This is a genomic window from Aeromonas sp. S8(2024), from assembly GCF_041403085.1.
GTDB classification, from domain to species: domain Bacteria; phylum Pseudomonadota; class Gammaproteobacteria; order Enterobacterales; family Aeromonadaceae; genus Aeromonas; species Aeromonas dhakensis.
In genome coordinates, this window is the sequence record NZ_JBGLRF010000014.1 from 63,913 (window position 1) to 77,085 (window position 13,173).

Annotated in this window: 11 protein-coding genes; 6 read left to right on the top strand and 5 right to left on the bottom strand. The window is 60.8% G+C overall.

Annotated elements, in window-relative coordinates:
* The first annotated feature begins 51 nt into the window (after positions 1-51).
* The 4 genes from ACB031_RS21760 to ACB031_RS21775 all read left to right on the top strand — a co-directional run bounded on the left by ACB031_RS21760 (position 52) and on the right by ACB031_RS21775 (position 6,485).
* Positions 52-1,737 (top strand): diguanylate cyclase, encoded by a 1,686-nt coding sequence (locus ACB031_RS21760; protein WP_324040321.1) that lies wholly within the window; start codon positions 52-54, stop codon positions 1,735-1,737.
* Between the two features lie 447 nt (positions 1,738-2,184).
* Complete coding sequence (locus tag ACB031_RS21765) at positions 2,185-2,796, top strand: OmpW family outer membrane protein (protein WP_371140226.1); 612 nt, start codon at positions 2,185-2,187, stop codon at positions 2,794-2,796.
* Positions 2,797-3,015: 219 nt separating this feature from the next.
* The gene (locus tag ACB031_RS21770; RefSeq protein WP_042049259.1) at positions 3,016-4,995 is read left to right on the top strand and encodes a methyl-accepting chemotaxis protein; all 1,980 of its coding nucleotides are present in this window, start codon (positions 3,016-3,018) and stop codon (positions 4,993-4,995) included.
* 8 nt (positions 4,996-5,003) lie between these two features.
* A complete protein-coding gene (locus tag ACB031_RS21775; RefSeq protein WP_099360446.1) occupies positions 5,004-6,485 on the top strand; it encodes an ABC transporter substrate-binding protein in 1,482 nt (493 codons plus the stop codon).
* A gap of 63 nt (positions 6,486-6,548) precedes the next feature.
* On the opposite strand, the gene ACB031_RS21780 is transcribed toward ACB031_RS21775, so the two are convergent.
* Positions 6,549-7,340, bottom strand: a complete 792-nt coding sequence (locus ACB031_RS21780) for a GNAT family N-acetyltransferase (protein WP_371140227.1) — start codon at positions 7,338-7,340, stop codon at positions 6,549-6,551.
* A 328-nt stretch (positions 7,341-7,668) separates the two neighbouring features.
* Here ACB031_RS21780 and metF point away from each other — a divergent pair, with 328 nt between their 5' ends.
* On the top strand, positions 7,669-8,565 hold the full coding sequence (gene metF / locus ACB031_RS21785; protein WP_005306036.1) for a methylenetetrahydrofolate reductase: 897 nt from the start codon (positions 7,669-7,671) through the stop codon (positions 8,563-8,565).
* A gap of 62 nt (positions 8,566-8,627) precedes the next feature.
* Here metF and ACB031_RS21790 read toward each other — a convergent pair whose 3' ends face one another.
* Together ACB031_RS21790 and ACB031_RS21795 are read right to left on the bottom strand one after the other, a co-directional pair.
* Positions 8,628-9,692: a DUF3103 family protein gene (locus ACB031_RS21790; protein ID WP_005306028.1), complete on the bottom strand. Its 1,065-nt coding sequence runs from the start codon at positions 9,690-9,692 to the stop codon at positions 8,628-8,630.
* Between the two features lie 150 nt (positions 9,693-9,842).
* Positions 9,843-10,994 carry a benzoate/H(+) symporter BenE family transporter gene (locus ACB031_RS21795; protein WP_017787879.1) on the bottom strand — a complete coding sequence of 384 codons (1,152 nt, stop codon included), beginning with the start codon at positions 10,992-10,994 and terminating at the stop codon, positions 9,843-9,845.
* 121 nt (positions 10,995-11,115) lie between these two features.
* Between ACB031_RS21795 and ACB031_RS21800 the strand changes: the two genes are divergently transcribed.
* Positions 11,116-11,685: a helix-turn-helix domain-containing protein gene (locus ACB031_RS21800; protein WP_371140228.1), complete on the top strand. Its 570-nt coding sequence runs from the start codon at positions 11,116-11,118 to the stop codon at positions 11,683-11,685.
* Positions 11,686-11,695: 10 nt separating this feature from the next.
* Here ACB031_RS21800 and ACB031_RS21805 read toward each other — a convergent pair whose 3' ends face one another.
* A complete protein-coding gene (locus ACB031_RS21805; protein ID WP_010635918.1) occupies positions 11,696-12,892 on the bottom strand; it encodes an NnrS family protein in 1,197 nt (398 codons plus the stop codon).
* A gap of 61 nt (positions 12,893-12,953) precedes the next feature.
* The coding region (locus ACB031_RS21810) for a hypothetical protein (RefSeq protein ID WP_371140229.1) at positions 12,954-13,173 on the bottom strand (220 nt) is incomplete at its 5' end.

The window sequence follows — 13,173 nt, forward strand, 5'->3', positions numbered from 1 at the left end:
GGGGCAAGACCCTTCCCGCTTCGCATTGCCATTCAAAGGATATTGGCGCCCATGGCTCAACCGTCCCGCTCCATCGACCATCTGCTGGCCTACTCCATGTTTCCGGTCTGGGCCGGAGCCATCCTGATGCTGCTCATCGTGATCGCACTGGCCCAGGTGCCGGCGGCGCAGCGGGTCGAGGAGCGACGGATGGAGGAGCACCTGCAGCGGGTGATCAGGGCGGTGCAGAACGACATCGGCGCCATGAATGCTTTTACCCGGGACTGGGGGATCTGGGATCAGAGCTACCATTTTCTGGCCCACCCCAACCAGGTCTACATCAACTCCAATCTGCTGGTCGACACCCCGATGCGGGACTTTGAACTCAACGTGTTGAGTTACATGGATTTGCAGGGCTCGGAGATCTGGACCCGCACCCTGTTGCCAGATGCGCCGGACGCGGATACCACCCTGTTGCCTTCCTTTCTGGACGATCTCAAGCTGCAGCTGCTGCGCGAGTCACGGCAGGCGGGCATCAGCAGCCTGAGTGGCGTCAGGCGCTCCCAGTGGGGACCGCTCATCTTTTCGCTGCAGCCGGTGACCGATACCCTCGGCAGCGTCAAGCCTAACGGTTATCTGCTGGCGACTCGCTGGCTGGACAAGCGCTATCTGCAGGATCTGGGGGAACGGACCGCGCTCACGCTGACCATAGCCCAGCCAAGAACGCGCGAGCATCTGGGCTCCTTCAAGCCGCTTGGGCCGCATATGAGCTACCGGCTGGTCGATCTCGGGTTGCAGCAGGTCAGAGGGGAGGGGTTGCTGCTCGACAACGACGGCGAGCCTGTATTGACCCTGATCGTGGACGAGGAGAGGGACGTGTTGCTGGGGGCGATGGAGGGGGCGATCTGGACCTTCATCGGCATGCTGCTGATAAGCTTCGCCTGCATTCTGATGGCTCTGGCCCGGCTGCGGGCCATCGTGCTGGGGCCGATCGGCGAGCTGGTGGGGGCGCTGCACCAGTTTACCGAAAAGCAGGACGCGAGCGTGCTGCCCATCATCGACAGCAGCCAGGAGATGGCGCTGCTCAGCCGCAAGTTCCGCGAGATGGCGGCCAGGATCAGCCTGCACCACAGTGCCCTGCAGGCCCACTCCTCCCGCATGGAGGTCGCCGCCTATACGGATCCACTGACTCATGCCTTCAACCGCCGTTATCTCGATGAGTGGTTGCTGAACCGCCAGGATCCGGCGGCAGGCTGGGTGCTGGTGATCCTGGATCTGGATCACTTCAAGCGGGTCAACGATCGCTTCGGCCACGACATCGGCGATCTGCTGTTATGTCAGCTGACCGAACTGCTGCGAGGGGCGCTGGATGAGGAGGAGCCGCTGATCCGGCTGGGTGGCGAGGAGTTCATGCTGTTGCTGGCCAGAGAGGAGCCAGGACAAGTGGCGGAACGGATCGAGCGCCTGCGCCGCAAGATCGCCGACTGCCGTTTCGGGCGGGAGGAGCTGCCGCTGCGCATGACCGTCTCGTTGGGGTTCTGCGATTATCCTCTGCATGCAGAGCTGGAGGACTCTTTCTGGAGTCTGAGTTTCAAGCTGGCGGACATGGCCCTGTACCGGGCGAAACAGGAGGGCCGGGATCGCTGGCGTGGATACAGCGGCGAGTTGGGGCGGGCACAGTGGAGGTTGAGCCCGGAGCAGCTGGCGGAAGGGGAGTGGCTGTTGTGCCAGGCCTCCCACGCCAACCAGCCGGTCTAATGGGTCAGGATCAGCAAGGCCATGCCGAGCACGAAACCCAGCAAAATAAACAGAAAAGAGCCAATGCCCCAGATGGCTGCCAATATGGCTACTATTTTGTCCCTTCTGGTTTGTGGTTTCATAAAGAATTACTTACAGCCCGGCTACATGGCCCGCAAAAATACTCTTGTTGGACGAGTGAAACAACCGTTTTCAGTCGTTTTTATCCGCAATAAGGTATATTAAAATTATTTCTTATTGTGGTTGGCAAGGCGAAAAATCAATCCATTTCATTGTTTTTATTTGATATTTTTGATGTTTTTCTCGATACCCAGCATGGCTGGAAGCTGCTGTACACATCTATCTATTTCTTGGTAACGTTTGAGCTAAATCAATAACTCGGCATTCACATCCCTTTATAGTTTTCGGGCTTGCAACATATAAAACGAAAACTAAAAGGAATACGTGATGAAAAAGATCCTTCCTCTGATTATCGCAGCAGCGCTTGCGTCCCCCGTCGCCATGGCTCACCAGGCCGGCGATTTTCTGGTGCGTGGCGGCCTTGCTTTCGTTTCTCCGCAAACGAGCAGTGACAACGTGCTGGGTACCGGCGAGCTGGAAATCGACAGCAATATGCAGCTGGGTCTGACGCTCTCCTATCTGATCACCGACAACTGGGGTGTCGAGCTGCTGGCGGCCACGCCCTTCTCCCACTCCGTTTCCACCGCCGGTCTGGGGGAAGTGGCCAAGGTCAAGCACCTGCCGCCGACCCTGATGGCGCAGTACTACTTCGGTGATGCCAACAGCAAGGTTCGTCCCTATATCGGCGCCGGTATCAACTACACCACCTTCTTCGACGAGCAGGGCCGCGGTGCGCTGGATGGTACCGACGTGAGCGTTGACTCCTCCTGGGGCATGGCTGGTCAGGTCGGTCTAGACATGGCGATCAATGACCGCTGGTTCGTCAACGCGTCCGCCTGGATCATCGATATCGATACCGATGTGCACACCGCCGTCGGGACCATCAATACCTCCATCGATCCCATGGCCTTCATGTTTGGTGTCGGCTATCGCTTCTGATAGGACACAGGGTTGGCCTCCCCACGGGCCATTACAGCTAGCATGTCTCTTTGGCCCGGCACAGTCCGGGCCCTTTTACGGTCAGGTCACTCCCCGCCAACTGTGATCCAACCCCATATAGATCAATAAAATACCCTCTGTCTCCCCTCTATAATTCGCCCCTTGTGCCGATAGTGTCTATGTTCACGTTACCTTTCCCCCACGAGTGAGGATGTCTCCATGGGTTTATCTATTGTGCAGCGGATCATCGCCGGATTTGTGTTGATGCTGCTGCTGTTGATCCTGCTGGGTGTAATCAGCACCCTGAAGATCAGGGGCATCAACGACGGTTTGTCGCAGGTTTCCGACCGGGCAACCCCCCTGGTGATTGCAGTGGCCGGTCTGAAGGGGGCCCTGCAGGACAGCAACCGCTGGGTGCTGGTCTACCGGACCAATGAGGATGGCAGTCAGTTGCCGCAGCTGGCCAGCCAGTTCAAGGAGCAGCAGGCGCGTTTCAGCCAGCTGAGCCAGGAGATGGACAAGTTCAGCGGAGTGGCCGAGGCCGGTTCCCGCTTCCAGCAGGTCGATGCGGCGACCAAGCAGTTCTACGGCCTGGCCGAACAGGTGCTCTCCCAGCACAGCCAATGGGTCAATGCCCAGGATCAGCGCCACAAGCTGGAGATTGCCTTCATCCGGCTGGAAGACACCTACCAGTGGGCGGCGGACTTGTTGTTGCAGCAGACGGCCAGCAAGCGCTCCATGCGCAACAAGGCGGAGCTCATCACCTCGGGCATCGCGCGCGACCTGAAGAACATTCGCCGGGCCGATGCCAAGACCGACCTCAACGAACTGGAGAAGGTGCTGAGCAAGGACATCGAGATGGCGCGCAAGCGGCTTGACCGGGTGCTGGTGCCGGATGATGTGAAGCAGCGCTTCGTCTCCAACCTCGACCGGATGCAGGAGCTGGCGCTCGGCCCGCAGGGGCTGCTCGCCACCATGCGCAATGCCCAGCAGCTGGCCGCTTCGCTGCAGACCCTCAATCAGCAGCTCGACGCCAGCCTGATAAACAGCCTGGGGTTGCTCGACGAGATGGGACAGTCGGCTGGCTCCATCGCCAGCCAGAGCCGCACCACGGCGGATGATGCGGTTAGCAGTGCCAGCTTCTGGATCCTGATCGTGGCCGCCATCTCGGCCGCCGCCGCCCTCATCATCGGCTATACCACGGCGCGCAGCATTCAGCGCCCGCTGCAGATGATCAACAAGGAGCTGGATTACATGGCGGCCGGGGACATGACCCGCCGCATCAATTACCGCAGCAGCTGCGAATTCGGCGCACTGGCCCGTTCCATCGACGTGCTGGCCGGCAAGACCGGCGAGCTGCTCTCCCAGATCAATGCCGGCTCCCGTCATCTGGTGGAGGAGGCGAGCCGCGCCGCCGAGATAAGCGAAAGGGCGGTATCCCGGGTGCAGGATCAGAAGAGCCAGACCGATCAGGTGGCTGCCGCCATCACCGAGCTGGAGGTGAGCGCCACCGAGGTGGCCCGTTCCACCGACGGCACCAAGCGGGAAGTGGATCTGGCGGATGACGAAGCCAGAACCGGCCGCCAGAAGGTGGCAACCACACGTCGCATCACGGAACAACTGGCCGGTGCCATGGAGGAGGCTGTCGGCATCACCTACAAGCTGGGCGAGTTCAGCGACAACATCGGCAGCATTCTCGACGTGATCCGCAGCATCGCCGAACAGACCAACCTGCTGGCGCTGAATGCGGCCATCGAGGCGGCGCGGGCCGGTGATGCCGGCCGCGGCTTCGCGGTGGTGGCCGACGAGGTGCGGGCGCTGGCCAACCGGACCCAGACGTCGACCGAAGAGATCCAGGCGATGATCGAAAACCTGCAGAGCTCGAGCAAGCTGGTGGTGGAGGTGATGGGACGCAGCCAGGAGCAGACCCACAGCTGTGTCGAACAGACCCGTGAGATGGATGCGGCCCTGCAGTCCATCGCCGACCGGATGAGCGCCATCAAGGCGATGGCGGATCAGGTGGCGCACGCGGCTCAGGAGCAGATCTCGGTCAGCCAGGGGGTGGCACGCCATATCTCCGGCATCGCCGAGGTGGCCTACGAGACCGAGCGGGAGGCACGGGAGTCGGCCAGCAGCAGCGAGGTGCTGGCGGATCTGGTGGCCAAGCAGCAGCAATTGATCGCACATTTCAAGGTTTAGGAGGGCTTATGTCTAACAAGTGGATCGGGGCCCTGAGTCTCCTGTTGTGTGGTCAGTTGATGGCCAGCGAGCTGGTGATCGAGAGCTGGCGGATAGATGACAAGGCCTTGTGGGAGCAGAAGATCATCCCTGCCTTCGAGGCCTCCCACCCGGGCATCCAGGTGAAGTTCAACGGGGTGCAGAACGTCGACTATATGCCGACCCTGTGGGCCAGCCTGAAGGAGGGCAAGGCGGGGGATCTCATCACCTGTCGCCCGTTCGACGACTCCCTGGCCCTGTTCAAAGCGGGCCACCTGGCGGAGCTGACCGAGATGTCGGGGATGGAGAACTTCCCGAGCTTTGCCCAGTCACCCTGGCAGACCGACTCCGGCGCCCAGACCTTCTGCGTGCCCATGGCCTCGGTGATTCACGGTTTCTTCTACAACAAGAAGATTTTCAGCGAGCTGGGGCTGAGCGTGCCGCAGACCCGGGATGCCTTCTTTGCGGCGCTGGACAAGGTGAAGGCCGATGGCCGCTATGTGCCGCTGGCCATGAGTGGCTCGGAAAGCTGGGTATCCTCCGAGCTCGGCTTCCAGAACATAGGCCCCAACTACTGGAAGGGGGAGGATGGCCGGCTGGCCTTGATCGGCGGGCAGGAGCGCTTTGACAACCCGCCCTACATCAAGGTGTTCGAGGAGCTGGCGCGCTGGCGTCCCTACCTCGGCGAAGGTGGCGAGAGCCGCGACTATGCCGCGACCAACGAGCTGTTCACCTCGGGCAAGGCCGCCTTCTACGTGGCGGGTTCCTGGGAGATCGCCCCCTTCACCGGCAAGGTGGACTTTGGCGTGATGCGCCCGCCCGTGGCGAAGCAAGGTGATGGCTGCTTCTTTACTGATCACACCGACATCGGGATGGGCATGAACCCGGCCAGCAAGAACAAGGAGGCGGCCATGGCCTTCCTGCAGTGGCTGACCACGCCCCAGTTTGCCGAGCTCTATACCAACTCGCTGCCCGGCTTCTTCTCCCTCTCCAACCACTTCTTCGAGGTCACCAACCCGGCGGCGAAGGAGATGATGGAGTGGCGGGATCAGTGCGATTCCACCATCCGGGTGGCCACTCAGATCCTCTCCCGCGGTACGCCCAAATTGGGTGACGAACTGGCCGAAGTGAGCCAGGCCGTGCTGCTCGGCAAGATGGAGCCCAAGGCGGCAGCCGATCGGCTGGAGCAGGGGCTGAAGGGCTGGTATCCGCCCCATCAGGGCAACAAGGTGAAAGGGGCAGATTGCCAGTGTGACGCTCCTGCCGCCGTGCCTGCGGTGTCGGCTGCAGCGGCGACCACCGAGCCTGCTGCTGCACCTGTCGCGACGCCGGTGGAGGCAGAGACACCAGCCGCCCCGGCGCCGTCAGCAACGCCTGCCGCAGCGGCATCTGCGGCGGCAGCCCCGCTACCGGCGCAGTCGGCCGAGGTGGAGCAGGCGCTCTCCAATGAGCTGGAAACGCCGCAGCAATAGCTGCCGGCAGATACACCACGGGAGGCATCAGCCTCCCGTTTTCTTTGCTGCCTGTGCTCTGATTCATTGCTCCGTACGGGGCCAGCGGCAGAGACTGCCAATGCGGGCCACCGGGGCAAAGCCGAGCGAGCGATAGACCCGCTGGGCGTGATAGTGCTCGTCGGCCACTATGATGAGCCGGTCGACCCGCGTCAGCCCGTGTCTGGCAACCTGGCTTAGCAGCTGGCGGCACAACCCCTGATTGCGCCATGCCTGTCGGGTGCGTACCAGCTGGAAACGGCCCAGGGTGTCGGTGAAGAAGAGACCACAACTGGCGACCAGTTGCTCCTGCTGCCAGATCCCCCACCACTGACCCAGCCCGTCCCCGATCATCGCCTCATACAACTGGCGTCGTGACTGCAGATAGGGCAGGTAGCTCTCTTTCGAGTGGGCGGGATCCCGCTCCTCCAGTTCAAAGGCCAGCCACTCGTCCCAGTCGGTCGGGGTAAAGGGACGCGCAGCCACCGTCGCGGTTGGCGGTTGCCAGCCTTCTGCCTCCAGCGCCAGCACCACGCACTCCATGTACTGGTATCCCGCCGCCACGAAGCCGGCGACCCGGCTGTTCTGACCGGCCGCGAGAGGCCACTGGAAGGTGCGATGTCTGACCCGGGGATCCTGCCCGATCAGCTTGTCGAAACTGGCCTCAAGCCAGCCCTTGTCGTGATCGCTGGGGGGAAAGGGGAGCAACAGATAGTTGCCAAAGTAGTAATCGGGAGCATCGGGAGTGCGCACGGCCCAGAACTGCTCATGGTCGACCACGTTGCCCTGATAGCGATCGAACAGCAAGTCGGTGGCAAAGCCGGGGTGGGTGTCCATGATGATGCTCCTGCGAATGGTTCAATTGGTTATCGGCAGGAAGGGGAAGAGGTTGAAAAGGGGCCGGAGAAAACTCCGGCCAAACAATCACACGCAGATTCAGAACGTCCAGGACGATCTGCGTTCATCATAACGCGACTCGCCGGATTTTGGGATGGGGTGCCAATCGTTACTTTGGCTTTATTGCCAAATAAAAATCGGCGGCCTTCATCTCGCCGTAAAACAGTGTTGACTTTGTGTCATTTTCTCATAAAGATAGAAAGACGTTTAGACGTCCAAACATCCGTTTTGACGTAGAGAAATGGATTGCAGGGCAGGGAGAGAGCAGATGGGATTTCACAGCGCACGTCAGGTTGAGGCACTCAACCAGAGTCTGGCAGATTTGAGTGGCGACATTTCGGTCAGTTTCGAGTTTTTTCCGCCCAACAGCGAAGGGATGGAAAATACCCTGTGGCAATCCATCGAGCGATTGAAGGTGCTGGAGCCCAAGTTCGTGTCGGTGACCTATGGTGCCAACTCGGGCACCCGGGATCGCACGCACAAGGTGATCAAGGACATCAAGGAGCGGACCGGTCTGATCGCCGCCCCGCACCTGACCTGTATCGACGCCAGCCGCGACGAGCTGCGCACCATTGCCCGCGATTACTGGAACAGCGGCATCCGCCATATCGTGGCGCTGCGCGGCGACCTGCCCCAGGGACTGGAGAAGCCGGAGATGTATGCCACCGACCTGGTAGCCCTGCTCAAGGCCGAAGCGGACTTCGATATCTCGGTGGCCGCCTACCCGGAAGGTCACCCGGAAGCGCGCAGCGCGCAGTCGGATCTGCTCAACCTGAAGCGCAAGATCGATGCCGGTGCCAACCGCGCCATTACCCAGTTCTTCTTTGACGTCGAGACCTACCTGCGTTTTCGGGATCGCTGCGCCGCCATTGGCATCGATGCGGAAATCGTGCCGGGGATCCTGCCGGTCTCCAACTACCAGACCCTGGCCAAGTTTGCCGGTTTCACCAACGTGAAGATCCCGCGCTGGATGCATCAGCGTTTCGAGGGGCTGGACGATGATCAGATGACCCGCAACATGGTGGGGGCGAGCATCGCCATCGATCAGGTACGGGTGCTGAGTCAGGAGGGGGTGAAGGATTTCCACTTCTATACCCTGAATCGCTCCGAGCTGACCTACGCCATCTGCCACACCCTGGGGGTGAGGCCGAAAGGCCAGCCGTAACGGATCGCGGGTACAAAAAAAGCCAATGAGTCGCTCATTGGCTTTTTTGTTATGGCGACCAATCAGGGTCTGGTGGGGGCAATCTCTTTGGGTTCGAGATCGATCACCGCATTGCCGGCGGCGCCGGGGTACTGGTGATAGCTCTGGTCCTGCTCCAGGGTGTAGAAGGTATCCAGATAGTCATCGTTGTTGGTCATCCAGGAGTCGGGCAGTGCCTTGACGATACGACCGCCGAGATCGAGGAAGGGCAGAGCCTCGGGCACGCCGCCAGCAGTGAAGGCCAGCTTGAGGGCATCGATGAACAGGCCGCTCAGCTCCTTGTAGTTGACGTTGTCGTCCTGCTCCATCATGACGATGTCGACGGCACCCCAGCGATAGCGATCCCAGTAGACCAGGATCTGGTTGGGGGTGTAGTCGGTGTTGTCATAGTCGAGATAGGGCATGTCGACGATGTCGACCACGGGCTCATCCCGGCTGGGATTGACCCCTGCGACCACCGCATACACTTCGGCCGCACCCAGCAGCCAGGGCTCCTGATCATCCTTCAACCGAATTTTCTTCAGGATGCTGGTCTTGAGCGGCGCCGTGCTGGCAGCCGCACGGGGAGCTACCTGCATGTCGGCGGCAGCCAGCGCCTTGCGGATCACCTTGAGGCCGGCGTTCTTGGCCTTGACGGGATCGGCCTCAACGACCAGGACCGGACGGGCCGGTGCCTTGTCCACATCCAGATAGACGGGGTTGCCGGCGCTGTCGAAGGCTTCGATGGCGCTCCAGCTCTTCTCATCTCCGCTCGGTACATAGGCGACCAGCGGCTCGACACCCTGCTGCAGCGCGGCGGCCTGTTCCGGGTTGGCCAGTCGCAGCTGCATCAGCTCCTTGACCTCACCGTCCAGCCCTTGCCGGCTGATGGCCGCCTGGTTGGCATCCCGAGCCTGGCGTTTCAGGCGCGGGCTGGCCTTTTGCAACAGGTTGGGCAGTGGGCTCTGGTACTCCTGATTGCTCAGCAGCGGCAGCAGATTCTTCTGCTGCAGCGCGAGCTGGCGGGCCAGCTCCCGATCGGTGTCGGCAGCCTGGGCGGTGGTGGCGCCCAGCAGTGCCAGTAACAAAATGACAGCCTGATTCCTCATTATTATTCTCCAGTTTATGAGTCTGACATGAGGCACGCATCGGGGAAGAAGAAGTGCCTCGCCACCACTTAATGGCAATTAGTTTCAGCTGTGAACCAAATTCTCTGAATTATGTGCGGTGTCTCACGGGGGGCTCCCCAGATGGTCAGGTCAGTTTCTCCGCTGGTTGACTTGATGCAGGATGATGCCGACGAGCAATCCCCAGCAGGCGGCACCGATGCCGAGCAGGCTGATGCCGGAGGCGGTGATGATGAAGGTCAGCAGGGCGGCCTCACGGGCATCGTCGTGTTGCAACGCGGTGTGCAGGCTGCTGCCGATGGTGCCGAGCAGCGCCAGACCGGCGACACAGGTCACCAGCGTGGCCGGGAAGGCTGTGAAAAGGGCCGCCACCGTGGCCCCGAAACAGCCGGTCAGCAGGTAGAAGCCGCCGGCCCACACCGCCGCGGGCCAGCGCCGGTTGGCGTCCGGGTCCACCTCTTTCCCCATGCAGATGGCCGCCGTGATGGCCGCCAGGTTGAAGGCGTAGCCACCGAAGGGGGCCAGCAGCAGGCCGGTCAGGCCGGTCCAGGTGATGAGAGACGAGGTGGCGGGTTGATAGCCGTGGGCCCGCAAAATGGTAACGCCGGGCATGTTCTGGGAGGTCATGGTGACGATGAACAGCGGCAGGGCAATGCCGAACAGGGCATCAAAAGAGAATTCTGGCCAGACCATGGCCGGGCCGGCCAGTTGCCAGTGAATGGCGTCAAGCTGCAGCTCCCCTCGCAACAGACAGATGAGGATCCCGACTGCCAGCACCAGCACCATGGTATAGCGGGGCCAGAGATGGCGACCGAGCAGGAATGCCAGCAACAGGCTGCCGAGCAGCAAGGGATCGGCTGGTGCAACCTTGAACAGATCCAGTCCGAACTTGAGCAGCACTCCGGCCAGCATGGCCGCCGCCAGCTGGGCCGGGATATGGCGCATCAGCCGGTCGAACCAGCCGCTGATGCCGCACAGGGTGATCAATAGAGAAGAGATAACGAAGGCGCCGATGGCCTCGGCCAGGGTGAAGTTGCCCAGGCTGGTGATGAGCAGGGCGGCCCCTGGGGTCGACCAGGCGGTCAAGACAGGGATGCGGTAATAGAAGGAGAGGCCGATGCAGCTGATACCCATGCCGATGCCCAGCGTCCATAGCCAGGAGGCGAGCTGAGCAGCATCGGCCCCCGCTGCTGTGGCTGCCTGAATGATCAGGATGACCGAACTGGTGTAGCCAACCATCACGGCGATGAAGCCGGCGACCAGATGGGGGAGGGCAAAGGGCATGGTTACGTCCTTGTGGGGTTGTGACGGCTTGTGCGTTATTGCGTACAATGTTGCTTCAGACTATATCGCTGTGCGCTATAACGCACAAGGCGATTCAAGCAAGCGCAACAAAGAGGCAGTCATGCAAGAGATGAATCAGCATCTGGCCCAACGTCTGAAGGGCTTGCGCAGTGAACTGGGCTGGAGCCTGGATGTGGCGGCGCGGGAGACGGGAGTGAGCAAGGCCATGCTGGGCCAGATTGAGCGGGGGGAGTCGAGCCCGACGGTGGCCACTCTGTGGAAGATTGCCACCGGCTTTCGAGTCTCTTTCTCCAGCTTTATCGAGCCGGCTCCCACGGCGAAGGACGATGTGCTTTATCGCACCGCCGATGCCATTCGCCAGCAACCGGCGGGGGAAGGCATGCAGGTCGCTCCCCTCTTCCCTTATGAGGGGCGTTTTGGTTTCGAATTGTTTGAGCTGACTCTGTTGCCCGGCTATCAACGAGAGTCAGAACCCCATGAACCCGGGGTGACCGAACATGTCATCGTCATCAGCGGCCAGATGGAAGTGCTGGTGGAAGGGGAGTGGCGCTCCTTGACGCAGGGGGAGGCGGTGCGTTTCGCGGCCGACCGCCCCCATGGCTATCGAAATCAGGGGGTGGCCCCTGCCATCTTCCACAATCTGATCCACTATCCGGCCAGCAGATCTTGACCCTCACGGGTCAGCCAGGACGCCCATCTGCCCGGGGGCTGGTCAGTATGGGGGTATAGACCCAGACAAACAGAGCATATGCCAGGCTCCAGGCAAGACCGCTCAGGTTCCAGCCGTACAGGGTATAGGCAGGCCAAAGCAGCGGGATCAGCACCCGGAGCAGGGCGGCCATGATGACCAGCCCGAACGCGCACTGGAGCCTGCGCCCCACCTGCAAGGCCCGACCGCTGTGGCCGAGGGAGACCCGCGCTATCATCCCCAGGATCATGGTCCCCATGCAGCCGGCACTGAGCAGGTGGCTTGCCAGTGACAGGCTGATGGGCAGGCCGGCCGCCAGAGCACCAAGGGCGAGCAGACCAAGAGGAATAAACAGGTAGGCTAGGTGCAGCGACCACAAGAGGGGTTGGCCAAGGGTGGACGGCAGTTGCCAACGCAACTGGCGCCACAAGTGCAAAACGGCCGCCACTATATATAGAGGAAGCATGTAGAGGCTGGTCACCCATGGGGTGGGTAGCAGCAGCCAGCTCACCAGTATGAGCCACAGCGTGGCAAGGGAAGCCCGTTCCAGCCAGAGAATAGGGACGACTTTTTCCATCCCGGTGGCTCTGGCGGTAAAGAAGGGAATGACTCGCCCTCCCATCACGGCGATCAGAGTCGTAAACAAGAGCACGGTGGTGATGAGCAGATGTTCCATATCTGCCCACTGTGTCTGCCACAGCCAGCTGACGGCGTTGAGCAGGGTCAGAACGACAAGCAGAGGCACAAAGAAGAGGTTGCGCCACTGCCTGGTTACCACTATGGGTTTGGCCAGATACCAGGCGCAAAGAGGCAACCAGAGCAGGTCTGCCGTCATCAAGAAGGTATTGTGCTCACCCAGCCAGGGCAGCAAGGCCCTCGGCAATGCCCATAGTACGACGACCAGCACCAGGGGCCAGCTTCTGACCCCGGGGTGAGCGGTCCAGTTTTGCACTGCCGTCAGCAGAAATCCCGCGACGATCGCCGCCCCGAAACCAAACAACATCTCGTGAGCATGCCACCAGATGGGGTTGCCAATCCCCGTCAGAACGAACCAGCCATTGAGCTGCCCCAGCCAGCCCAGCATCGCCAATGCCGAGAACAAGGCGCCAAGCAGAAAGAAGGGCCTAAACCCGAGGCGGAACAGAGGAACGATTTTCTCCTCTTTGCGGCTATCCAGGATCTGATGCATGGCGAGACCTTAATTGAATATTTGAAAAGCTAATTATAAATTGGCTTTTCAAATGTTCAATTTAAATCCAATGAAAGACCGAAATGGTGGTGATGAGAGCGAAATAGAACCGCTTTGCTGCATATCTGAGCGAACGAGTTTTTTTGGTGAAAAAGCCCTTGTCATTGCGGCGCGCCTCCCTATAATGCGCCCTCACCAGCACGGCAGAACACGCCAACCTGATGAGCTCGCTTCCTCGTGAAGCCAGCGCCGAAAGAAAAGCGAAAACAAGTGCTTGACTT